Annotated in this window: 22 protein-coding genes and 1 pseudogene; 5 read left to right on the top strand and 18 right to left on the bottom strand. The window is 42.5% G+C overall.

What is annotated here, in order from left to right:
• Window position 1 precedes the first annotated feature (1 nt).
• Window positions 2–262, top strand: coding sequence for a ferredoxin (locus NIE32_RS02750; RefSeq protein ID WP_253052758.1), 261 nt, complete (start codon window positions 2–4; stop codon window positions 260–262).
• A gap of 61 nt (window positions 263–323) precedes the next feature.
• Window positions 324–1,661 carry a nucleobase:cation symporter-2 family protein gene (locus NIE32_RS02745; RefSeq protein WP_253052756.1) on the top strand — a complete coding sequence of 446 codons (1,338 nt, stop codon included), beginning with the start codon at window positions 324–326 and terminating at the stop codon, window positions 1,659–1,661.
• A 345-nt stretch (window positions 1,662–2,006) separates the two neighbouring features.
• Here NIE32_RS02745 and uraH read toward each other — a convergent pair whose 3' ends face one another.
• From uraH to NIE32_RS02730, 3 genes are all read right to left on the bottom strand, one after another.
• The gene (gene uraH / locus NIE32_RS02740; RefSeq protein WP_253052754.1) at window positions 2,007–2,357 is read right to left on the bottom strand and encodes a hydroxyisourate hydrolase; all 351 of its coding nucleotides are present in this window, start codon (window positions 2,355–2,357) and stop codon (window positions 2,007–2,009) included.
• A gap of 67 nt (window positions 2,358–2,424) precedes the next feature.
• Complete coding sequence (gene uraD, locus NIE32_RS02735) at window positions 2,425–2,922, bottom strand: 2-oxo-4-hydroxy-4-carboxy-5-ureidoimidazoline decarboxylase (RefSeq protein ID WP_253052752.1); 498 nt, start codon at window positions 2,920–2,922, stop codon at window positions 2,425–2,427.
• 63 nt (window positions 2,923–2,985) lie between these two features.
• Window positions 2,986–4,176 carry an amidase gene (locus NIE32_RS02730; RefSeq protein WP_253052750.1) on the bottom strand — a complete coding sequence of 397 codons (1,191 nt, stop codon included), beginning with the start codon at window positions 4,174–4,176 and terminating at the stop codon, window positions 2,986–2,988.
• A gap of 301 nt (window positions 4,177–4,477) precedes the next feature.
• On the opposite strand from NIE32_RS02730, the gene NIE32_RS02725 reads away from it, so the two are divergent.
• Window positions 4,478–5,884: an NAD(P)-binding domain-containing protein gene (locus NIE32_RS02725; protein ID WP_253052748.1), complete on the top strand. Its 1,407-nt coding sequence runs from the start codon at window positions 4,478–4,480 to the stop codon at window positions 5,882–5,884.
• A 202-nt stretch (window positions 5,885–6,086) separates the two neighbouring features.
• Here NIE32_RS02725 and NIE32_RS02720 read toward each other — a convergent pair whose 3' ends face one another.
• Complete coding sequence (locus NIE32_RS02720; protein WP_253052838.1) at window positions 6,087–6,965, bottom strand: ROK family protein; 879 nt, start codon at window positions 6,963–6,965, stop codon at window positions 6,087–6,089.
• A gap of 259 nt (window positions 6,966–7,224) precedes the next feature.
• Between NIE32_RS02720 and NIE32_RS02715 the strand changes: the two genes are divergently transcribed.
• Both NIE32_RS02715 and NIE32_RS02710 read left to right on the top strand, forming a co-directional pair.
• Window positions 7,225–8,220 carry an ATP-binding cassette domain-containing protein gene (locus NIE32_RS02715; RefSeq protein ID WP_253052746.1) on the top strand — a complete coding sequence of 332 codons (996 nt, stop codon included), beginning with the start codon at window positions 7,225–7,227 and terminating at the stop codon, window positions 8,218–8,220.
• Window positions 8,217–9,044, top strand: a complete 828-nt coding sequence (locus tag NIE32_RS02710; RefSeq protein WP_253052744.1) for an ABC transporter permease — start codon at window positions 8,217–8,219, stop codon at window positions 9,042–9,044. The genes NIE32_RS02715 and NIE32_RS02710 overlap by 4 nt, the downstream gene beginning before the upstream one ends.
• A gap of 119 nt (window positions 9,045–9,163) precedes the next feature.
• Here the strand turns inward: NIE32_RS02710 and NIE32_RS02705 are convergent, their stop codons facing one another.
• The 14 genes and pseudogenes from NIE32_RS02705 to NIE32_RS02640 all read right to left on the bottom strand — a co-directional run bounded on the left by NIE32_RS02705 (window position 9,164) and on the right by NIE32_RS02640 (window position 24,386).
• Window positions 9,164–10,453: an MDR family MFS transporter gene (locus tag NIE32_RS02705; RefSeq protein ID WP_253052742.1), complete on the bottom strand. Its 1,290-nt coding sequence runs from the start codon at window positions 10,451–10,453 to the stop codon at window positions 9,164–9,166.
• A 595-nt stretch (window positions 10,454–11,048) separates the two neighbouring features.
• Window positions 11,049–11,900, bottom strand: coding sequence for a D-amino-acid transaminase (dat, locus tag NIE32_RS02700; RefSeq protein WP_253052740.1), 852 nt, complete (start codon window positions 11,898–11,900; stop codon window positions 11,049–11,051).
• Window positions 11,901–12,181: 281 nt separating this feature from the next.
• Window positions 12,182–13,243, bottom strand: a complete 1,062-nt coding sequence (locus NIE32_RS02695; RefSeq protein ID WP_253052738.1) for an iron-containing alcohol dehydrogenase family protein — start codon at window positions 13,241–13,243, stop codon at window positions 12,182–12,184.
• A complete protein-coding gene (locus NIE32_RS02690) occupies window positions 13,230–13,901 on the bottom strand; it encodes an MtnX-like HAD-IB family phosphatase (protein ID WP_253052736.1) in 672 nt (223 codons plus the stop codon). The genes NIE32_RS02695 and NIE32_RS02690 overlap by 14 nt, the downstream gene beginning before the upstream one ends.
• Before the next feature lie 518 nt (window positions 13,902–14,419).
• On the bottom strand, window positions 14,420–15,013 hold the full coding sequence (locus NIE32_RS02685) for a competence protein ComK (protein ID WP_253052734.1): 594 nt from the start codon (window positions 15,011–15,013) through the stop codon (window positions 14,420–14,422).
• 551 nt (window positions 15,014–15,564) lie between these two features.
• Window positions 15,565–16,206 carry a hypothetical protein gene (locus NIE32_RS02680; RefSeq protein ID WP_253052732.1) on the bottom strand — a complete coding sequence of 214 codons (642 nt, stop codon included), beginning with the start codon at window positions 16,204–16,206 and terminating at the stop codon, window positions 15,565–15,567.
• Window positions 16,193–16,837, bottom strand: a complete 645-nt coding sequence (locus NIE32_RS02675; RefSeq protein ID WP_253052730.1) for an ATP-binding cassette domain-containing protein — start codon at window positions 16,835–16,837, stop codon at window positions 16,193–16,195. The genes NIE32_RS02680 and NIE32_RS02675 overlap by 14 nt, the downstream gene beginning before the upstream one ends.
• Before the next feature lie 12 nt (window positions 16,838–16,849).
• Window positions 16,850–17,587, bottom strand: coding sequence for a DUF2705 family protein (locus tag NIE32_RS02670; protein ID WP_253052728.1), 738 nt, complete (start codon window positions 17,585–17,587; stop codon window positions 16,850–16,852).
• On the bottom strand, window positions 17,587–18,285 hold the full coding sequence (locus NIE32_RS02665; RefSeq protein ID WP_253052726.1) for a WxPxxD family membrane protein: 699 nt from the start codon (window positions 18,283–18,285) through the stop codon (window positions 17,587–17,589). The genes NIE32_RS02670 and NIE32_RS02665 overlap by 1 nt, the downstream gene beginning before the upstream one ends.
• Entirely contained in the window at window positions 18,275–19,006 is a 732-nt protein-coding gene (locus NIE32_RS02660; RefSeq protein ID WP_253052724.1) for a DUF2705 family protein, read from the bottom strand. The genes NIE32_RS02665 and NIE32_RS02660 overlap by 11 nt, the downstream gene beginning before the upstream one ends.
• A gap of 110 nt (window positions 19,007–19,116) precedes the next feature.
• The gene (locus NIE32_RS02655) at window positions 19,117–19,566 is read right to left on the bottom strand and encodes a DUF2712 domain-containing protein (protein ID WP_253052722.1); all 450 of its coding nucleotides are present in this window, start codon (window positions 19,564–19,566) and stop codon (window positions 19,117–19,119) included.
• Between the two features lie 430 nt (window positions 19,567–19,996).
• Window positions 19,997–20,481 (bottom strand): annotated as a pseudogene (gene tnpA / locus NIE32_RS02650) (IS200/IS605 family transposase).
• Between the two features lie 970 nt (window positions 20,482–21,451).
• Window positions 21,452–22,840: a group II intron reverse transcriptase/maturase gene (gene ltrA, locus NIE32_RS02645; RefSeq protein ID WP_253052720.1), complete on the bottom strand. Its 1,389-nt coding sequence runs from the start codon at window positions 22,838–22,840 to the stop codon at window positions 21,452–21,454.
• Between the two features lie 478 nt (window positions 22,841–23,318).
• Window positions 23,319–24,386, bottom strand: a complete 1,068-nt coding sequence (locus tag NIE32_RS02640; protein ID WP_253052718.1) for a PTS sugar transporter subunit IIC — start codon at window positions 24,384–24,386, stop codon at window positions 23,319–23,321.
• Window positions 24,387–24,632 lie beyond the last annotated feature (246 nt).

Genomic DNA, 24,632 nt, shown 5'->3' with positions numbered 1-24,632 from the left:
AATGATGAACTATGTAATCGTCGATAAAGAGACATGTATCGCATGTGGTGCTTGCGGATGTGCAGCACCTGAAATCTTCGGCTACGATGCTGACGGTACGTCGCGTGTTCTTCTTGATGACAATCAAGGTACGACGAAAATCCCGGAAGACAGTCTTGATGATGTTATTGATGCCTTCGAAGGCTGCCCATCTGAATCTATAAAGATGAGCGATCATCCCTTTAATGGCAATCCCTTAAGTAATGAGAGCGAGGCAAGCTGAGCTAACTCCATTGGTGTTATCTCATTATTAATAGAAGAAGAATCGAAGAGGAGTGTGAAAAATGGGCACGACACAAAAATCCGGAAAAATATTATCGCTTGGCATTCAACACATGCTTGCCATGTATGGCGGTGCAGTCATCGTTCCCCTGATTGTCGGTGGTGCTGTTGGCTTGAATGGTGCTGAACTTGCACTGCTTGTTTCCATTGATCTTGCCGCTTGTGGGCTCGCCACGCTGTTTCAGGCCTGGAAAAACCGGTATTTCGGTATTGGTCTTCCAATCGTCATGGGGTGTACCTTTACAGCGGTGTCGCCAATGATCATCATTGGTAAATCGTACGGAATGCCCGGAATTTGCGGTGCCATTCTCGTTGCCGGGCTGGTGGTACTCATTCTGTCCACTATTTTCGGGAAAATCGTCCATTTCTTTCCACCTGTTGTTGTCGGTACAGTTGTGATGATCATTGGCATTACGCTGATCCCCGTTGCAATCAACAATTTGGGAGGCGGTGTCGGGGCTAAGGGCTTCGGTAGTCCCCAAAACTTAGGACTTGGTTTCGGCGTGCTCGCGCTGATTATTGTCCTGAACCGTTTTTTCAAAGGATTCCTGCGCACGATTTCCATCCTACTCAGTATTGTCGTCGGTACGATTGCTGCTGCTTTTATGGGCATGGTTGATTTTTCATCAGCAAGTAGTGCTGGCTGGTTCAGCCTGATCAAACCATTCAGTTTCGGTGCCCCGACATTCCACATTGACGCCATTATTGCCATGTCGATTGTCGGCATTGTCAGTATGATCGAAACGACCGGTGTGTATCTCGCACTCAGCGAAATCTGTGAACAGCCGATTAATGAGAAGGCAATGAAGCACGGGTATCGTGCGGAAGGGCTGGCAATTCTGATTGGTGGGCTTTTCAACGCTTTTCCTTACACGACTTTCTCACAGAATGTCGGACTTGTCCAAATGACTCGTGTAAAAACCCGCAAAGTGGCGATCGTCTGCGGTGTTGCACTGATTACGCTTGGCTTGATTCCTAAAATTGGTGCGTTGACCGTATTGATTCCGAGTGCTGTGATTGGCGGTGCGACTCTTGCCATGTTTGGCATGGTCATTGCTTCCGGTGTGCGCATGCTCGGAAAAGTTGACTTCTCGCGTCAGGAAAACTTGTTGATCATTGCCTGCTCGATCGGCATCGGGCTCGGCGTCACGGTCCAACCCGAGTTGTTCGCAAAGTTTCCGAGTCTCATCCAGATTCTCACCAATAATGGAATTGTTTCCGGTAGTCTTACCGCCCTTATTCTAAATGTTATTTTTAATGTTGGCCGTCATACACACGAAGAAGAGGTTACCAATCTTTCAAAGCAAATGGTTGCTGAAACGAGTGCGGCAAAATCTTAAATGGTTCTGTGTTTCCCCAAACTCATAATCTACAACAAGAAGCGCGGTGAAATTGCCGCGCTTCTTGTTCTTCTTACTAAGTAAGAACATATAACTATTTGGATAAATCCAGTGTTCCGATCAACGGAGTACTCTTTGAACACGTTAGGATTAAACAGGAAAGTGCGGGACTGCTTTTGGACCACTTGTGATGCGAACCAGGGAGCCCCGCAGGCAGCAGGTTGTTCAAGGAGGCTCCCAGATCACCCTCGGAAAGAGAGCAACTGGAGTGTAATCGAGCACATATCGACGTTCAAAATCCAACATTCCAGCATAGAGCAAGGATCTGGCGTCACCTAGTTTTCTTCAACTGCCTCTATAAACTTGATAGCCAAACGGAGACACAAGCAACGGTACATGGTAGTTTTGTTCAGCATCTGCAACACGAAAACGAACGGTGACAATATCTAGAAAAGTTAAATCTGAAGAATGATTTGTTCGCTTGAAATAGTCGCCAATATGAACATGCAATTCATAGATGCCTTCGTAAAAATTCATTCCGACAAGCAACGGAGCGTCCAAACGTCCATCACCGTTTGTCCTGCTGCTCTGTAAAAAAGTGATCATTTCCCCATCCACGTTGTACACATCGATTTGGACATTTGACGCCGGTCTCCCTTGTGTCAAGTCCAAAATATGTGTCGTGAGCTGGCCCATAACCATTCCCCCATTGGTTCTGATTGGATTGACCAATCAATTGGCGTATGAAAATCTCTGATCCTAGTTACTCTTCATGCAACAGATCATCCAATCGAAAACGTGTAATCTTCAGAATCTCGTCAATTGCCGTTTCAAATTCCTTCTTTTTGGTATTGTGGATTCGCTTTTCCATCGCTGCGTATATTTCAGATTTTGTTTTTCCTCGAACTGCCATGATAAACGGGAGATCAAATCTTTTTTCATAGTCGGCATTTAATTTTGCGAAAGCAGTCGCCTCTTCCTCTTCCATGTTCTGAAGCCCTGCTTGTTGCTGCTCACGTGTAGATCTTTCCGTCATTTTTCCAGATGATCCGAGCCGAGGATGAGCATTGATCAATGCCTCTTTTTGCTCGTATGATGCAGTTGTTAATGCAGACGCGATTGCTCTGAATAATGTATCAATCGATGAGAAAGGTCTCAAATGATCGATTTTCTTGACAATCCATGGCGCGTGTTCAAAGACCCCATCAAGCAGCTCGACAAAATGATCTGAATCCGCTCGATTCAATGTCTCAAGTTTCATTTGGCATCCTCCCATTCAATGGTGAATCGAGGCTTTGTACTCTTGGCACGGACAGCTCTTGAATTATCCTATGTATGCGTCACCACTTGTTCTGCATAATTCTTCAACAAATGCCAGCAGTTGTTGGTCCGTGTGCGCGCCGGAAATCAAAGAAAGTCCAAGTGGTCGGCCATGATCCATGACTGGAATTGTGACCTGGGGCAATCCTGAAACACCGGCGATACAGGTCAGTTTCATCGTTTGCGCACGTACTTTTTCACTCGCTTCAAATGATGCATCCCGGTCAGGTGCAGGCCCATAGGTAGTCGGCAAGATGAGCAGGCTGTCTGATCCAACGAAACTTCTCATCTCGTGGACAAATTGCGTTTTAATCTGTACCGCTCGATCAAAGGCTTCATCTCGCTTCATTTTCGACGCAGCTTCAAATCGACCGGCAATATCTCGACCGAACCGAGGGTGAATAGCTTCAATCCATCTGCCATGTGCCTCCCAAGCCTCGATACCTTGAATGAGACGAAAAGTCTCGACGAGTTCCTCCAGTGAGGTTAACGGTAAACGGACATGCTGAATAGTCTGATCAAGGAACATATGGGAGACCGCCTGTTCCAAAGTTTCTTTTACTGTTTCAGACGTAATGAGGTCCCATGCATCCTCGAGAATGTACATATGCTTGTAAGTGGCAATTGCTTCATCGGAGAGCAGACATTGCCCCACTGCCGCTAGAACTTCTGCCTTCTTTGCCATCCATCCAACCGTGTCAAAGCTTGGTGCCAAAGGGATCACACCATCAAGTGGAATTGCGCCATGCGTTGTACGGATGCCGAAAAGTCCACAATAAGATGATGGAATACGAACAGATCCACCGGTATCAGTGCCCACTGCAAAGTCGGTTAACCCGGCAGCTGCAGCAACGGCCGAACCGCTTGACGAACCTCCTGAGAAAGAACTTGGGATACGCGGATTTATCGTTGGTGGGTAGTGAATATTATCCCCTTTCAGGCTGTACATTAGCTCATCGGTCACGGTTACACCGCGCAATGTCGCCCCGTTTTCGAGCAGTCGCTCGACCGTCCAGGCATGTTTGTCCGCAGCTGAATGTGTCTTCTGCCAATCTGGATTTCCACCACTATTGACATGACCTCGAACAGCGAAAACATCTTTAACAGCAAAACTCATCTGATCGAGTAACCCATTTCTTGTAGGTTCAATATTCATCTGATCCTGGACGAAAGCACCAAATTGATCCTTCTCCATTTTCCGATCACCACTTTTTATCCTAATTTTAAGAAAACAAGTTAACTCCTATTATACGTCATCATCGCCTAATACAAGTCTAACTCAAATCCGGGCATTTGTTTCTGTACGAATCGTACAAAAACTATTTGTGTTCTATGGATGAATCGTGTATAGCCACAGGGAAGCAGGCTATGACCATTTTTCTAGTGAAAGTGACTAATTATAAAGAGAATATTTAGATCTATTGCAATTGATCTATGTCGACGAAAACGATACTATAAATAGTAAAAATTCTCACAATTAAAGGAGTGGTTTGGCTATGAGTCTGGACGCGTTGAACGAACGGGTAAAACAAGATCTCTCCTATCTTGTCATGAACAGCCCGGATTGGGTACGCCCGGTCAATCATCCTGATGGTCATGTCTACGACGCAGTAATCGTCGGAGGCGGGCAGTGTGGCCTGGGGATTGCCTTTGGTCTTATGCGCGAACGGATTTCCAACATTCTGGTTATTGATGAGAACGAAGAGGGCTTGGAAGGCCCTTGGGTGACCTATGCCCGCATGGTTACCTTACGAACACCAAAACAGCTAACACCTCTAGATTTCGGAATCCCCTCACTAACCTTCCGCTCCTGGTGGGAGGCACAGTTTGGGCAGGAGAGTTGGGCGGCTCTTGACAAAATTCCGCGGGGCGATTGGATGAACTACTTACGCTGGTATCGGCATGTGCTTGATCTTCCAGTGATGAATAAAGTCAAATTGAACTTAATCGAACCGATTAAAGATGGGATTTACCGTTTGCATGTTGGCGGTACACATGCGCCATCCGATACTCTACTCGCCCGAAAAGTGATTCTAGCTACTGGTATTCAAGGCGGCGGCAGCTGGTATATTCCACCGATGATCACAGATAAGCTTCCAAAGAATCTCTATGCGCACACTTCTGAAGCTATTGATTTTGATCGGCTAAACGGAAAGAAAATTGCAGTATTAGGCGGAGGTGCCTCAGCCTTTGACAATGCTCATTTTGCATTGTCGAAAGGTGCTTCAGAAGTCCATGTTTTTGTTCGGCGCCCAGCACTGCCACGCGTAAATCCAATCCGCCAGTTGGAGCCGTCAGGTTTGATTGAGCATTTTCATTTATTGACCGATGCAGAAAAGTACGCAGTAATGGCCCACTTCTTCAAGCTAAATCAACCGCCAACCAATGACATGTTTGCGCGTGCATCTGCGTGGCCGGGATTCCACCTCCACCTCGGATCCCCCTGGCTTGATGTTGCTCGAACTGAGGACACCGCAAAGGTAACCACTGCAAAAGACTCCTTCTCCTTTGATTTTCTAATTGTCAGCACTGGTCTTCGCACAGATCCCGCCTTGCGTCCTGAACTAAGACTCGTCGAAAAATACATTGCCCGTTGGAGCGACTGCTACAATGCCCCGGAAGAAATAAAGAATCAGCTTCTTGATGCACATCCCTACCTTAGTCCCGGTTTCGGCTTACTCAGCCGAGATGAAGAAGGTAAAGAACTGCTTCATGGCCTCTTTGCTTTTAACTATTCGGCGATGATCAGTTGCGGACTTTCGGCTTCTGCACTTTCCGGAATGAAATACAGCTTGCCGAAAATCGCAAAAGCTGTAGCCAGTGCACTTTTTCTCGATAATCGCCATGACTATTTAAGCAGCTATTTTACCTATCAAGAACCTGAATTTATTAGCAATCAATGAAAACTGCTCAGATTCTTATTTGACCATGGACATGCGCGCCTCAGTGTACAACAGAATACAAGGAAGTTATCCATTGCCTCTCTTTCATGGGTTCGAGGCGTTGTAAGAATACCAGGAACATTGATATTAGTCTGCGAATAATGAAAAACGAACGGAAAGATTTTTCCGTTCGTCTCTGAATGGACTATACTCAAAACGCTAGTCATTTTACTAAACTTTGTTTTGCGAGAATTAGTGCTCCGGTAATTCCTGCGTTGTCACCAAGCGCTGGTGGTACAACGTACGCATCAATATCCGCATTGAGCTCAGGAAAAGCGACATAGTTATTGAGATACAAGCGTAATTTTTCTCGAATTAATGGGAAGAGTTGTGCCTGTTTCATGACCCCACCGCCCAAAATGATCCGTTTTGGTGAAACAATCAATACGTATTGCATCAACGCTTGGGCCAGATAATCCGCTTCGATTTCCCAAGCACTATGATCTGAAGGCAATGCACGCGCTGGTTTCCCCCAGCGGGCTTGAAGCGCTGGTCCGGAGGCAAGTCCCTCAAGGCAGTCCTTGTGGTAGGGACAAATTCCTTCAAATTCTTGATCATTCGGATGTCGGCGCAGTAGGATATGCCCCATCTCCGGATGGCTCATCCCTTGAAGTACATGGCCTTCTGATATTGCTCCTCCTCCAATACCAGTCCCCACGGTCAGATACAGACAGCCATTTAGTCCTTTTCCTGCCCCCCGATATAATTCTCCAAGTGCCGCTCCATTCACATCCGTAGTGATGCCCACCGGCAAGCTTAGCTTTTTCTTCATTGTTTTTAGCAATGGATAATTTGCCCAACCCTGTTTCGGTGTGGATGTGATCGTGCCGTACGTTCCACTTTCCGGATCCAAATCCACCGGACCAAATGTTGCAATGCCTAACGCTTCAATTTTGAAATTCATGAAAAACTTGATGACCTTTTCCATAGTTATCTCTGGTGTTTCTGTTGCAATACGTTCAGTAGCTAGAATTTTGCCCGATGCATCACCAACCGCACAAACAAATTTCGTGCCCCCGGCTTCGATAGCTCCAAGATACATAGTCTGATCTCCCCATTCCATGTAAACGTTATCTCCTTCACTTATTATAGCAACTACATAGTCAAAATACGTGATGAAAAGATCTTCTATTCTCTCTTTAATTCATGCCTGTAATTGATTCACTAGCTATGAATCGTCACCTGTTACTGCCTCACGTTCGCCTTCATTGAAAAAATTTCATATAATTGACTTATATTCAACTTTCTTGTGTTCTAGAAAAGTTAGTGAATGAGTGAAAAAGATTAACGGAGGATAGAAAATGAGCGACGCAAAACAAATGAAGACCAATGCGCTTGCGGTTGAGGCAACGGGGCTTGTGAAGCGCTTCGGTAAGAACCGCGCAGTTGACGGCATTGATCTCGCCATACCCCAAGGCACAGTATATGGCTTTCTCGGTCCAAATGGTGCAGGGAAGACGACTACGATTAAGATGCTTGCCACCTTGTTGCGCCCTGATGAAGGACAAGCACGCATCATGGGGCATGATTTAATAACCGAACCGGATGCTGTACGCAGCAGGGTTAGTCTTACCGGACAATTTGCTTCGGTCGATGAAGTGTTGTCAGGTCTTGAAAATTTGATCATGATCGCCCGCTTGATGGGCTATTCTTGGCGAGAAGCAAAAAAGAGAGCTTTCGAATTGCTCGATGCTTTTGGCCTTCAAGATGCCGCTAAAAGGCAAGTAAAAAAATATTCAGGAGGCATGCGCCGCCGCATCGATATCGCTGCCAGTATGGTTGTTCGTCCGGATCTGCTGTTTCTCGATGAACCGACGACCGGACTCGATCCGCGTAGCCGCAACCAAATTTGGGATATTGTGCGTGCACTGGTTGATACGGGAACAACAGTCCTGCTAACCACACAATATCTTGATGAAGCCGATCAGCTTGCCGACCGCATTGCGGTTATTGACCATGGCAAAATGATTGCCGAAGGAACAAGCGGCGAGTTAAAGGCATCAGTTGGTTCAGGTGTCCTCCATGTTCGTTTACTCGATCCGGCTGTGCGTGAACAGGCGCAGCACTTACTCGCTGATGTCTTGAATGTACCTATTCACCTTTCCTCAGACCCTGTCGCTCTGTCTGCACAACTTGCAGATACAGAACATGCTGGTGATGCCTTGAATGTGCTGAACAGCAATCAAATCAAGGTAAGTCAATTTTCACTTGGTCAGCCTAGCCTTGATGAAGTGTTCCTGACATTGACCGGAAAACCGGCAGAACCCACAACTCAAGAAGAAGGTGCTGCAAAATGAGTGTAGAATCGATGCAAGATCAACAGAAAATGAGAACTGCCTTGGTCGAACAGCAACGTCCTTCTAAGCCGAATGGACTCTCAGCATCGTTGACGTTCGCTTGGCGAGCGTTGTTGAAAATCAAATATTTACCGGAACAGCTTCTTGACGTTACGTTCTTTCCGGTCATGTTCACACTGATGTTTACTTATCTATTTGGTGGTGCACTGGCCGGATCAACCGGTGCCTATTTGCAGTTTCTTATCCCCGGCATTCTCGTTCAAACGGTCCTTTTTACCACGGTTTATACCGGCGTTGCACTAAATACGGATATCTCGAAAGGTACCTTCGACCGCTTCCGATCATTACCAATATGGAGCCCGTCACCGCTTGTCGGGGCACTGCTTGCTGACGCTGCACGATACATGATCGCATCAATCATTGTCATCGCCTTAGGTCTTATCCTCGGATTTCGTCCGCATGGCGGCTTTGTCGGTATCGTGATTGGAATTGTGCTCGTGCTGGTCTTTGCATTCAGCATATCTTGGATCTTCTCCGTTCTTGGGTTGATCTTGCGGACATCTGCTGCAGTAATGGGCATCAGCATGACCTTCCTATTTCCAGTGACCTTTGCCAGCAACATTTTTGTCAATCCATCCACCATGCCTTCATGGCTCCGTGCAGTCGTCAATGCGAATCCGGTATCATTATTAACTACTGCAGTTCGCGGATTGATGCAAGGTCACGTTAATGTTGCCGAAATCGGATGGGTATTGCTTTCCTCTGCCGTACTGATTCTTGTGTTCGCACCAATCACCATGTATCTCTATCGCAACAAGCACTAACCAGAATAGTGTATTGAGAAAAAGGATGAGAAGCAGCTTAATGCCTCTCATCCTTTTTTTCATAACTATTTATAATATTGTCCTTTGCCAATCAATAGGTTTCGTTAAAGAAGACACCATTATACATGTTCTGAGTGACCGTTAATCGGTACTTCCCGACGATCAAACAAGGAGAACATCAGTCCGTAAATAAACACTCCAAGAAACGCCACAATACCCAAAATAACGAATGTCTGTGAATAGCCGAACCAGACAGTCATCGGGATCGCCAACGGCGCAAGTGTCCGCCCAAGAGAGAAACGCAATCCTGCAGCAGCAAAATATTGACCACGCAAGTGCTCCGGAGCAAGCTTCGCAATAAAACTATCCTGAACACCGACAACCATGAGTTCAGCCCAGGAGAACAGAACGATCATGCCCAGCAGCAGCCAGACATTCAACGTTTGGCCGATCACGATCATCGCAACACCATAGCAGAATGCTGAACCCATAAATACTTTGCCTTCACGAAATTTTGTCATCCATTTGGTGACAATGACCGTAAACAGTGCAACACAAAGTCCATTCGTGGATACCATCAGACTGAACAGATTCTTTCCATTCACATCGAAATGCCATCCGCCTAATGAGAACAGAGTCTGCATCGGCACTTTATCCGTTGTGTATACGGCAATCAGCATATCCAATTGCATAAATGTCTGAGCAACCAGCACCCCCGCCAAGATATACAGCAGAAAAATATGGTCGGTAAAAATAACATGATAATCACTCAATTGATTTTTCACATGATGCGTCCAGTTCTGTTTCCCAGTCTGTTGCTCCACTTGGCTCTTTTGCGGAACCGTCTCGTGAATCCAGTGCTGAAGTGCCCAAATGAGCCCGGCACTGACCACTGTGCAAACGAGCAGAAAAGCGAATCGATCATTAAAGAAAAAGGTTGCACCCAGCAGCGGTCCCACAACAACCGTCACATTAATTGAAGTATAAAAGACGGCGAATACGTTTGCCCGATGCTTCTCGGGTACTACATCAGCAATCATCGCACTGCTTGCCGGCCAATACAATTGGCCAAACAGACCCAAAAATGAAAAACTGATAAAGGTCACCCATGGAGAAACAAGCCATGGTGAATTGGCTAAAGCGAAGAATGCAAAACAAACGGTCTGCCCAATTGCCGAGAAAACCATCATCCGCTTACGACCGAAATGATCGGCACAGTAGCCGCCAAATAACCCAATTACCGTACCGAGTACTTGCGAAAGAACCAAAAGAAACCCAGCCACTTCCTGACCGAAATGATTGGAAAAGTAAATCGCCATAAAAGGAAAATACATCCAGAACAGAATGTTAAATAATCCTTCACCAATTAATCGTACTTTTAAATTAATGTCCCAGTCACGCCATTTCATTACTATAAATCCCACCTTAACGACCAGAAAACCGTAAAAACTTGTGAGAAACAGTCTACCTGTATACACACGTGTTTCTGCTCACTTCATTTTTCTCCGTTGAGAACTACTGGGCAACTACCGCCCAGTCCCTATTTTGCATCACTTACACTTCGATTGCTCGCTTTCCTCCGGCAGTCCAGGATCCTCCTCAGACATACTTTTACCTGCGTTTCGCCTGCACTCCCGCAGGAGTATCGCAACTTCGCTGTATTTTTAAGTAAAAAGGTTATCCTTCGTTATCAAAAAAAAAGAATCCATGGCCGGCATGTAAGATGCCGGACCACAGACTCTCTTTATCAAAAGTCTTGAACCACAGCACCGCTACGCGATTTGATAATCACCTTTTGAGCTTTGAGGCACAAACAATGTGAAGACAAGTGCATTCATTTTCTCATTTGCCATTAAGCTCTTATCAATGCGTGCAGTCATGATTCAACCCTCTTATTCTGATACAGTTTACCGTGCTTGTGCGCCATTAAAAATGTCGCGGTTCTTGCATTATACTGCATTTATTGTATCGTGACAATTCATGTACATCCTTGAAAAAAGGGAATTATTTTGCGATGAATTGCGCGATTTCATGATTAAACGCATCAAGTAGGCGGCTTGTGATTGCGCCCGGCTTGCCATCTCCAACCGGATGCTCGTCAATCTGCACAACCGGAGTCACACGTACGCCGGTACTTGTGATAAAAGCTTCATCCGCATCCAGCAATTCATCGGTTGTGTATGTACGCTCCTCAACCGGAATGCCAAGCTGTTCCGCAAGCTGCAAGACAAAGAGACGTGTAATCCCATTTAATATAAAGTGATTGGCCGGATGCGTAATTAATACACCATCCTTCACGATGAATACGTTACATGTTGATCCTTCAGTCACCACGCCGTCCCGATGTAAGATCGCTTCGGCACTTCCTTTTTCAAAGGCTTCCTGATTGGCGAGCACATTTCCAAGCAAATTCAGTGTCTTGATGTCGCAGCGCAGCCAGCGAATGTCGTCGATCAAACTTGCCTTAATGCCATCCGGATAGAGATCTTCATCTTGAGTCGTCGCTTCGACACTGGCAGTAAGTACAGAGCTGATCGGTTTTTCTGGAAAACGATGCTTTCGTGCGATCGCACCACGTGTAATCTGAAAGTAAACGTAACCATCGTTCATCTCGTTGTCTTTAATTAATTTGTTCAAGTTCTCCACAAGATGATCCGTATCATAAGGAAGCGTTAAACGTAATTCCCGTGCACTTCGGTTCAATCGTTTCATATGAAGATCAAGCAGAAACATCTCTCCGTTATAGACACGGAGGGCTTCATAGATCCCGTCGCCGAATTGATAGCCTCTGTCCTCCATATCAACCTTACCCTGTTCCCTTGCCATAAACTGGTCATTATATAATATTGTGCTCACTGTGAGGTCCCCCTTTGTCGATGAATTGCTCCACTGTCCTTCCACAGGGAGACAAATCCGATTCATTTCGTACCCATTTGTTTTATTATACTCTGTGATTTATTAAGGCCTCAACTACAAATTTTTCAGAATCCTTGTCAAGATCATGTCGGATCGAGAGACTGATCCATCTCGGAAGCTGATCATTTGCTTTATAGGACTTATCGATCAATCTAAGGCGAGAAAGAAAAAAACAGAGACAATTGCCTCTGTTTCCTAAATCTATTGAGTAATTATCTTAATCAAATAAGTATGTCCTGCAAAATCGGATCGTCATGTAAGATCTGATGTGCAAGCTCTCGATATTTTTCTTCATGAAGGTAGGTATGACGCATCGGTTTCATCTCCGGTGCTCGATCGATCGCCATGTCAAAATCCGCAATAGTCATCCCCACGGACTTTGCGTATGTGAAAAAGCCGGTGCTCTGCAACACTTTTGTCACGCGTTCATAACGATGATCCTGTACCTTGCTCATCAGGTAGGTGGCAACACCAACCTGGATGCCGTGAAGCTGCGGTTTTGCTGAAAAAGTATCGAGTGCATGTGAAATCAGATGTTCACTGCCGCTGGTCGGTGCACTGTTCCCGGCAATTTCCATCGATATACCAGCCATTGTCAAAGAGTCTACCAATTCTTTAAGAAAGAGGTCATCACGGATCGTACCAAAATCGGTGCGGACAAAACTGTTTACCGCTTTCTTCGAGATCATTAACGCACAATCATCTACCCGTGTGACGCCTTTCTTTTCCTCTAAAATCCAATCTTCAGCTGCCGTAATCTTAGAAACAAGATCCCCAACTCCGGAATAGATAAAGCATTCCGGTGCACTTTTCACAACATCAATATCAATGAGAATGCCATAGGGCATCTTCGCATGCACCGAAATACGGCGACCATGAATGGTCAGCGATGTGTTGGAACTTGAGAACCCATCGTTTGATGTCGAAGTCGGCACACTGATGAACGGCCATTTACGCAATAACGCTGTGTATTTCGCCGCGTCAAGCGCTTTACCTCCGCCGATCCCGACCACTGCCTCTGTCTGGAATGGAAGCTGAAAAGCGTAATCAACAACATGATCAATATCAATATCGTTGATCTCAGTTGTTTCCAAAACATCGATACCCGCTTCTTTCATTGATGCAAACACGGTTTCTCCAAGCATTTCTGTTAAGCCCATGCCGAAGAAAAGAACTACTTTTTTAAATTGATGGCGACCAAGCAACCTGCCGATTTCCGCCATATTCCCTTTCCGTACATCCAAGAGTGACGGTACAACAATTTGATGATTATCGCTGCCCATTGATGATCGCCTCCTCATGTGTGGCCAGATAGTTCTCTACATCTTTAAAACTATTAATGGCGACGTACTCTTTATTTTCTTGATCCAGCAAATTCTGAAGCTTTCCTTTGGCAAAAATGGTATCTGCCAGCATGGCTGCTTTCAGATCAGGAAGACTGTCTCCTGCAAACAATACGGTGTTGTACTCTTTCATCAGATCACGCGCAAGCTTCTGTTTGTCAATACCATACAGTTCTGAGTAATAAGAACCGTTTGGATCAGGCTTGAGCTGAATTCCACGATTTTCATATACACCAGGATTAGAATAGATTTTAACATCTGTTATACCCTGTTTCTCAAAAATACGTTTAATATAGTAATCTGTACCTGCACTGATGACTACAAACGCACCGCCAAGCGCTTTAACGTGTTCAATCACCTTTTTGGCATAGGGATCAAAAGGTACCGCATCAATATCTTCATCAATCCCTACTTGATCGCGATCTATAGATTTAAATAATCGGCTCAGATAGTCAAGATCAGTCATGACTTTCTTATCCCAATCATCATAGAGCTTGTCACGTTGATCAGCAAAATGTCGGTCAATGATCACATGAAAAAAATCTTTATCGGAGAGTGTGCCATCGAAATCAGAAAGAAAAAGGAAGGATTTTGTCATATAATAGTTCTCCTTTATTTGTTCTGTTATATTACAGTTATAGTATAACAGATAAATTATCTGTTTTATTTTCATGCAAACGTAACCAATATGTCGAAATGATGAAAATCATTTACCTACTCAACCCGATTGACCTTTTTGAATTAGTATACCCTTTTCTCTAGGTATTTTATCTAAGTCAGTGTATGCGGGTTTACAGACTTCAGATACGCGTAGGAGATTTAGCTTGGTAAAAAACTCTGGTCTCATATTTTTTATCATTGTGCTTCGATCGATTGCCACAGGCGACCCGGAAGCCTCCTCGGTCAATCCTCTATCTACGGGGTCTCCCTTGGCTCGCATCAACTAGAACGGTCCCGAAGGAGTCTCGTACTTTCGGTTTTGAGCTTAAATTTTGACGAAATAAATGCCGTTCATCCTAGTATCTAAGTCCAAAATTTTATACTTTCCTTTCTTACAAAAAACACCCCGACTATTGGCTGGATTACGCCAATCATCGGGGTGCTTTGATCACGCTATTATGCTTCGGATAAATCCTCTCCCTCGTCATTCAGGTGAATGAAAAATGTACCTCTTTCATTAATTCTAATGTTGTGCTCATGGACTTGCTTTCGAGGTACACCAGTATCAAGAATCTGATAAGGTGCGATTCGTTCGCGAATCTGAAGTCGGTATTGTGCTGTTTTCATGACCTTGTTGAAAAACGGGCGAATATTTATTGGTAATTCAATTTTTTGATTATGCGTTAAATAAGCGAAAATAGTTCCGGGGGTCTCTTCACTCTTTGCCCATTGACGAATATGGGAATGGGCAAGCCACACACAGTTTCTTGACGCTTCCGCCATGAGCGGCAGAAAATAGATACCCAGTTCGTTGCATACACAAATAGGCGGCATGCTTTTGTAACCCATCATCATGGCAATTTTCTTTCTGCCGCTGTAGGTTGACCCATAATAACTGCAGGATTCCTGGACGATCTGTAACGGTGTTTGCGCCACTTGACATGTTCGCGTTTCCTCAATAATCAGCGTGCCTAAACTCCCGTCAGAACGGTCGTAGGGAAGCAAGGCCATTGTTTCCGGACGAATAATATACAGTTTTTCGTTCTCCATTAACATGCTCCTCATCTAAATTTGATTTGGTGTCTTACAAATTGCTGGGTGAAAAAGGTACCTGTTTTCCTTACATTGTGTTGGAAAGAACCGCGATAGAGGATTTTTCATTTTTGCGGTTAACCAGTGAGAGGTGTACTGAATAAATTTCAGAGTATTTGGAACCCTGCATTTATACCTATAATTATACAGAATTCACTATATTTTTCAATTAAATATAGAGCTTTTCAGACACTATTTTCCATATTTTCACAAATTGTTCAATAATACAGACCATGAACATCCCTCAGTTCCCTAATCACTTTCATTGTTTAAACAATTTTTCTAACTTTTTAGAATAAATCACATAACACAAATAGCCAATGGACTTGAACCAACAAATGATCTTCTCATAAGAAAAAAAATATTCTTGTCTCATAAACGGAGGCTTTATTACTTATATAATTCGGTTGTCAATGCAGTTGTATAAAAGCGATTAAAAAGATGAAAGGAAAATTCCTCTCATCTTTTTTTAAAGCCACTGATTGAAATTGCCTCTTATCCATAAAAATTCATTTCATTTTTATTAGTTCAATGACCAAGTCTGTATCTTTTTTCGAGAAATTAGTCAGTTGCAGATCTTCACCCTTTTTCAATTTAAATTCAAAGGTATCTCTATTTTTCTTGATATCGTCACTATTTTTTTCTTGGAATGTCTTTGCATCCACTACCTGAACGAACAATTCAAATGGCGTATTCTTATTATTCTCCACACTTAATTTGTAGGTTCCACTCTCGATTTCCTGCCCTGCTCGAAAGTTTCCTGTTTCATTAAGCAATTCAAAACGTTTATTTTGCACAATTATTTTTTTGAACTTAGATGGAGTGAGTAAGGCTGCTCCCTTCCCGGAAACCTGCACTTTATTATTCATAGTATATAAACGATTTACAATCCGATCACCTTTTTTAAGATGAATGATGCCAACAGTTACATGCCCACTTGTCGCCTTGATATCATAATATCCTGGTTTAAACCGTTTATTATCTACAGTATAAGTGTTTCCGCTTCTCAAGGTTATCATTTGCGCCGTATTACTTTTGGTATTTCTCCTAAAGGTTTTATATGATTCATCACTTAAGAGATATCGGGATATCAAAACACCTGCCAAAGCAAGAATAAGAACAACAAATACAATTTTTTTATTTTTCGTCATTTCCGACCAAATGTCCTTCCTCTACTGTAAGAACAGTGTCAGCCAAAATGTCCAAATCATCTTGATTATGACTCGCAATGACAATGAGTGCGCCTCGTTCCTTTTCTTCAACCAAAATGTCTCGGACCAGTTCAACACCGTTTTTGTCTATTGCATTGGTCGGTTCATCAAGCAACAAGATCTCTGGTTTTTCGAAAATCGCTTGAGCAATACTAAGCCGCTGCTTCATCCCCAACGAAAATTTTCTGACAGGCATCTTACTTGTCGGATCAAGTCCCACTCTTTCAATAGCTGATTTAATGTCTTGGTCTGAAGCAACCCGCTTCACCTTGGATAAAATTTTCAAGTTCGTAAATGCACTGTATTCCGGCAGCAGATCCGTTTTTTCAATAATAACACCAATACTTGACGGGAATGATATATCCCGATGCAATACTTTCTCATTAATTTTTATGGTTCCATGGTTAATATAGATCAATCCACAAAGAGCACGAATCAGCATTGTTTTTCCTGAACCATTGCGCCCGCTTAACCCGTATATATGCTTATCATAAAATGTATAACTAATGTCATTTAATACATCTGCACGTTTAATTTTTTTACTCACATGATCTGCAATGACTGTTGTCAAGACAAATTCCCCCTAATAGATATCCACTTTTTTTATTAAGCGTGTCGCAAAGAAGATTAGAATTGTTATCAGTGTACAGACTATGACGAGTGAAAGCACCGTCTCAATGAATAACCCTTGATGAATATAGTGGTTCGTTCTAAGTGGAAACATTGCATTGGGTACAAAGAAATAGATCAGCCATGTCCATTTTCCAATTGCTTGGAGATAATTCCAAAATGATAGTGATAAAGTGACATATATATTGATAATCAGAAAAGAGGTAATCTCTGAGAAAACCAGTTCGAGTATAAGTTGACTCATTAATAGAAAGACAACAATAAGGATATAGAATGGCAACGCATAAACATTTTCATACCAATAAATATAAGTTTCATCGTTCAGAAAAAGCTCTCCTACTACACTAAATATCCCAACTTGGATCAAGATAAACCCGATTCCCAATGCAAGGGTTTTTACTAGTTTCAACACGATAAATTTTTTCCGATTATAGTTACGAACCAACATGTATTTTCCAAATCCGTATAAGTCCTTTTTTAACATTCCCATCATAAAAAAACTGATCACACCAAAACTAAAATACCAGTCCATCATCAATATCAGTGCTGAATTATTCGACACACTAATCATAAAAGCTAGTGACACGGGCCAGTCCGGCTTAAAATCATGAAGACCAGGAATCATCGTCCACGCCTGAAAGAATGTAATGCCAATAAAAAACAATAGAATAAATCGTTTATTCTTTCTCATCAAAGGAAATCCCTTCTTTGAATGAAAATACTATTGACTAAATATAGGCTTAAAAAGACGGCAATTAATCTTAATACGCGTGAGATGAACTCCGTAACTGTCAATCCTTTTTCAAAGTACATTTGGATGAACGGATCAACATCAAAGAGTGGACTCCAAGTAATTTTTCCTAATAGAAAACCTAAATAACTTAAGATAATACATAGAACAAGAGCATGTAATCTATTGAAAAAGTTCTCCAAGAAAAAAAGCAACAATCCTAGAAAGTTCAAATAAAGAAAGAACAGGCAGGCATAGATTAATGCCAAAATGTAGAACTGCTGCTGCATCAATACATTATTTTCTAGAAACAATGCATTCAAACCGGCAGCAACACCCCCATGAATCAGCACAAAAATGAAAGAAAGCACACACAATTTGACTACATAATGTTTTGTAAAATCATAACGATCTTTATGGAGCAATGTAATAACATTTGACGGATAAAGTGTGAGGTTCCTGAAGAGAAGGAAAATAACACCAAATATATAAGCAATTGAGCGAAAATCATAATAACAATAAAAATTTGTGGTAATCTGCTTCAATGTATCTGGTCTTATATGTCGTACTAGAGATTGATAGAGTAAGAAATAATAAAATACACAAAAAAGAATGAACATGAGTGACACGTGAACGAGTTTTTTTAAGTCAAATCTCATCGCTCTTCACCTTATAAATATAAGAAGCTACTATAAGAATGAACGCTGGACTCAGAAAGAGTCCAATATTTGTGAGTACTAATTTCCATGGATATTCATTGAACGGTTGAAAAACAATCATAACGGCATGATCCCCAGTAATATCTAGAAACCAAAGAGCAAACGCAAGAAAATAAGCATAAACTCTTTTCGGAAAAAAGAAACAGATAGCTGTTAATCCTGAGCCTAAGACACCAACAATAACACTTACAAGTAAAATAAAAATGAGATTTGCCAAGGTCTGATTAGCTATTATAAAATACGAATACATAAATTCTGGATGTTGATTGATAATTTTACTTAATTGGGGAAGTGCAGCTGTATATGGATCTTGAGTACCATTATAATTGATTAACCAAACGAGCAAAAAATTAATCAGAAGCGAAATAAGCATAACTGAAAAAGCAACGATAAATGAGAATATCAATTGCCGGCCAAAATATTTCCTTTTGCCTACCTTTAAAATATGGATCGACTGACTGTTCGATTGAACATCCTGAATGTAATACTCGGAAACCATTATTAATATGTAGATGGGAAGAAACCACAACATTAAAATTTGCATCATATGCCCTTCAGAATTTCCAACAAGGAAAGCTGATTGATTGGGAGTAAACTTTTCTGACCACTGACTGTTTAGTAAAAATAAATCGGCGATAGGAAACAGAATCATCAAGGTCATTATCAACATACTTCTTTTACTCTTAATGAAACGATAATAATAAGCCTTCAATTAAGCCACCAACTTTATTAAAAATTATTAATTGAAGAGAGGATCATCCAAATTACTCATTAATATACGATTTTAGGATATTCTTCATCCCAATAACCGGATACGTTATAAGAATTATTATTATAGTTATTATTCTGAGCGGTTAGGTAGCAATACACCCCAGTTGCATCATCGGATGCCTTTTCATAGGCCTCTCCTCGTCCACTATAAGCATTAACCGTTGGTGTTATATTGTGTCCCGATTTATTTTCCATCCAAAATTGGGTAATTGAATTAAACCCTTCTTCAGAGCCCTCCAAATTAACCATCCATGCTTCGTGTATATTTGTAGTTGTGCGCTTATGAGCGTTAGCGTCGCTTACACGCGAATTAGCTTGATACGGACCTATATTAAAGTTATATCTATATTCATTTTTTTCTGCAGCATGAGAAATAGTTGGAATAAGTAAACACAGTGCGATTAAACCAGCAAGTATTAGTTTCATTAATTTTTTCTTATCTAACACCATTGTTTTATCCCCCTCATAAGTATAATAGTGGAACCCTCTCTCATTATGTCATATTACCATAAATAGGAATAATATCAGCAAATACTTATCGACATTTTTCGATATATTCTGATTATATAGTTTTTAATTTGATCCTATATCGATCTGAACCCCAGAGGTTGGATTTTATTGTCTCATCAGTTATGGGGAGAGTTGGTAACCTTTAAGACTTAATCGAAGACCTGCTCGTTCTCAACTGTCTAGTAATCTTGAATGCCCACATACACACAATTCCACTGAATTTTAATTTCTTATTTGTGCAATCAAAACCACCCGTGTGAACGGGTGATTTGCTCTGCGGCTGAAAGCCTTTATTGCTGGCCAGCCCTAAACGGGCACCGAGGCGTTCGCCAACCGCACTACTTTCCCGGCTATCCTAAAAGGGCTGCACTTATTTTTTCTTTGTTTTGCGGTTGACTTCTTCTCCAGTAAACGGATCAATATGTTCAAACATGCTTAATTGTTCTGCGACTACATTCTCTTGTATCTGGTTACGAATGTATCTTCAATTACTTTCTTGTTTCTTCCAACTGTGTCCACATAAAATCCTTTGCACCAAAATTTCCGATTTCCGTACCGATATTTTAAGTTCGCATGTCGATCAAAGATCATTAAACTACTTTTTCCTTTGAGATACCCGATAAAAGCTGAGACACCGATCTTAGGCGGTATACTGATTAACATATGAATGTGATCTTTACACGCTTCAGCTTCGATAATCTCTACACCTTTTCGCTCGCATAACTGTCGCAAAATCATACCTATATCTTTTTTTAGCTTTCCATAGATGATTTGTCTTCGGTACTTAGGTGCGAATACGATATGATACTTACAATTCCATTTTGTATGTGCGAAACTGTTAACATCCGATGGCATTAAAAAAGTCTCCCCTTGTCTGATGAATTTGGTTGGCGAACCAAAATTTATCTTAGCACGAAGGGAGGCTTTTTTTGATACATCGCTTGGAGCTTTCCGGAACCCTAGGCATAGCCTAAGGTTTTCATTACATACAATAAAAGGGCTCCCTTTTGGGAGCCCTAACCGTAACGGACATCACCTGGACGGCACTCCAGGATCTCTTTTAACCACCAATTGACTTGATCGGCGGCGCATGGGGAACCTTTCCCACCTTAATATCCGTATTTATAATATTGACCTTCTTTCTTTATTATAACCTTTTGCTTGATATTTTCAAGTGTATGGGACAATTCTCCCTGACCTTAAACGACTTGCAATTTTTGCCTGTGGATTATTCAAGTCATAGAAGCTACTGACAAAAAGATACCCATCTCAAGAACCCATCAAATTGGTTCTACTTACATAAGTATAAAGTATTCACCAGGTTATCCAAATTAAACTAGACATGCAAAAGAAGTCTTCGCCAAGAATAGACGGCGGGGACTTCTTTGGTTTAATATTGTAATAACTTAATGGGATCTAAAAGGTGGGGTAACATGAAAATTTTGCGAAAAGATATTTTGCCCGCAGTTCTCTTTATCACAGCAATATTTTGTATATTTTTCAGAAATCCATTAGCTTATTGGAGTGCTTTCACGACATGTCTTATCGTTTCGATTATTAATATTTACTATGATCGAAAATTAGCGCATATTGCTATTTACGTTTCTGGCAACATAATCTTCTTAATTTTACTGATTATTTACCGTTAAACAAGAATATTTTTCTCATGGCCTCAAGGCTATTCATGATCGACTGTCCTTTTTTCTTATGGAATTCTTTATATTTTGGATCTTGATGTTTAAGAGGTCATTTACAATCGAGTAGGAGGAAACCTTCGGTTTCCGACCTCTCACACCACCGTACGTACGGATCCGTATACGGCGGTTCAATAGCTTGAGTGTGCATGCTCGAACAGATGAGTAAGATTCTTTAAACCCATCTGTTCGAGTATTTTATTTGTAATCGACCGATGTAGGATATGGCTACAGACAATGCGCCAGTAGCCTTTTCGTGTGTTTGCCCATTCCCATGCCTTTTGTTTCGGCACTTTGAGTTGGATAAGGTTTTTATATTTCGTCTTAACCTTCTTCCAACGTTTCCAGATGATCTGCCGGATTCTGCGCCGGAGCCACTGATCAATGTGCCGAATATAATTCTTCATATAACTGATTCCATAGTAGTTGATCCATCCAGTGGTTACTTCATTAATTTCTTGAATGATCTCACGGATGTTACCACTTCGGCTTCTTTTTGTCAGCTGTTTGAGCTTTCGTTCAAGGCGCTTTTTCGATTCTTGATGAGGACGAAATCCCGTTCCTTGTTTCGTTGTGTACAGGCAGAACCCAAGAAATTTGAGTTTGGTGGGACTGCCAACCTGGGTTTTCTCGCGATTGACTGTTAGTTTCAGTTCCTTTTCGAGGAACGTGGTGATACTTTTCATGACGCGTTCTCCCGCTTTTCGACTCTTGACGTAGATGTTGCTGTCATCAGCGTAGCGGACAAATTTATGTCCTCTTCGTTCCAATTCTTTGTCCAGTTGATCGAGATAGATATTTCCTAGAATTGGTGAGAGTGGGCCCCCTTGCGGAACTCCTTCTTCAGTCGGGTTCACCCTTCCATTAATGACTGCACCACTCCGTAAGAACTTACGAATAAGCCGAAGAACCCTTTTATCCTTGATCCGTTTTTCCACACAGTACATCAACTTATCGTGATTCACCGTATCAAAGTAGGATTTCAGATCAAGATCAACCACGTATCTGTATCCTTCCTCGTAGTAAGCCTTGGCACGCTTCAGCGCGTCGTGGGCACTACGGTTGGGGCGGAAGCCAAAACTGCTATCTGAAAATGTCGGATCGAAGATCCGTTCTATTACTTGGAGTATCGCTTGTTGGACTAGGCGATCGCACACAGTTGGAACGCCAAGTTTTCGTTTCGATCCATCTGGTTTCGGGATTTCCACACATCTTACGGGTTGTGGCTCGTATGAGCTATCTTTAATCTGTCTCATGAGTTTATCCCTATTTCGTATGAGGTAAGGGAACAACTCGTCAACAGTCATTCCATCCGTTTCGGCCGATCCCTTATTCGCCTTGACTCGTTTATAGGCTCGATTTAGGTTCATGCGGTCGGCGATTTTCGTGATGAGATCATGCACACCATCTCTTCTTTCAGTTTCACCGCAAGCCGTACTGCACACTTCTACCGTACCTTCGGATTCCATCCTATTCTTCGATAAATAGTCATCATTTGATGTTGTCTGTGGTTGTCGCATGGCTCACACCTCCGCTGTTTCCAAGATTACTATTGTTCAGCCCTTCGTCCTGATGGACTACTATGGCGTCTGCTGACTTCTTACAATTCATCGCACCATCACTGGCATGATTGTTCCTGTGGAAAATCGCTTTCCTCTTGTTGGGAACCCTTGTAAGACCTCCCCGGGTAAGAATGACAACTTTCCTCCCATGTAGGTGCTGGATTTACTGTAAGAGATTCGGGCAGTATCGGACTTCGCCTTGTTCAGCAGGTTTATCCGTCTCCATTCAGCCTTTGTATCCAGTTTCTGTTCGTCACCTCAGGAGTTTGCCTCCGGCTTCCTCCAGATTCCATCTCACGGTGGACACCCTTGCCTTTAGCTAACAGTTCCTACTGCCAAGCCTGTAGCGGACTTTCACCGCCGAGTTGTCACCCATGCCGGGCGCACAATGAAAAAAACATCGATGCCGATCGGCATCGATGTCAGCTTATTAAAATTATTTATTTTGACTTGTACTGTAGTCTTCCTTGGTAATGAGATGCAGCTTGCGGCACAGCCATTCAAAGAACCAACCGCCTGCGAAAGGAATGATAATAAACACGAGCACAATAATCAGCAGATTGCTCAATGTGGCACCGCCGGACATAAACCGAATCGCGTTGATTGGTCCGACAAGACCAGAAAAGCCAAATCCTGCACTAATCGGCGTTCCTTTAATGTCAAAAACAACAGCAAGGATGCCAAGTAAGGCAGCATTTAATACGACCGGAATCAGAATCTTCGGTTTGCGTACAACCGCCGCGATCATAATTTTCGGTGTACCGAGCAAAGCGGAAAGCGAGAGACCGATTGGATTCACACGCAGTCCGCCGATAAACATGCCCACCGCTGCTGCAACAACTCCAAGGTTACCCGCGCCGGATGCAATCCCGCTCATACTAATCGCTGTCGCAATTGCGACTGTAGAGATCGGAGAAAGAATGATAATTGAAAAGCTGACTGCAACCATAATCCCCATAACAATTGGTTGTAGCGCAAAGTAACTGTCCACGAGCTGACCGACGGCCATCGTAATCTTACGGACAAAGGGCAGCATCCATAGACCAAGACCGCCTGAAACAATACACACGATGGTCGGTAAGACAAGAGGCGCGAATGCCTTCAGTTTATCGCCAACGATGAGTACAACACCAACGGCTATGCTGGCTGTTAACAATGTATTAATCAAGTCGCCCATGCCGGTCACAAGGACACCGTTCGGGGTAAAATTCAAAGCTCCGGAACCAATGTACGTTGCCGATGCGACTGCCACCATTTGGATCGGATTCAACTTGAAGTTGAAGGCAATGGCGGTTCCGATTAATAATGGGACCGTGAACATAATTGTTGTAACAATCTGCAAGATAATCCCGAAAATCGGTGCGTGAGGGGCAAGCGCCTTACAGATTTCACTGAGCAATGCAGACGGAATCAATCCGGCAACAATTCCTATTGCTAAACCAGTAAGCACATTATTCACGTATTTCTTCACTGTCAATCCTTCGTGCTTCACTTCATTTGTCAACTTCAACACCCTCCATCCATCTTCTGTTTCGTATTTTTTCTGTATCTTGTTCATCTCTACCGAGGTTGCTTAAGAATAAGGACAATACTTATAGAATATCCTCTTTAGAAATGAACCTGTGCTTGCTATTCTATCAAGTATTCATCCATATGTCGATACAACGCGTTTAATCACTAAAGTTTTTTTAAAAAGAAAAAACTGAGCAAAAACCGCCCAGTTCTTATTTTGCATTAATTGTGCTTTGAT

The sequence above is a fragment of the Sporolactobacillus kofuensis genome (genome assembly GCF_024125425.1).
GTDB lineage: Bacteria > Bacillota > Bacilli > Bacillales > Sporolactobacillaceae > Sporolactobacillus > Sporolactobacillus kofuensis.
Note: the sequence above shows the minus strand (reverse complement) of the source record. Positions and strands in the feature narration are given on the sequence as shown.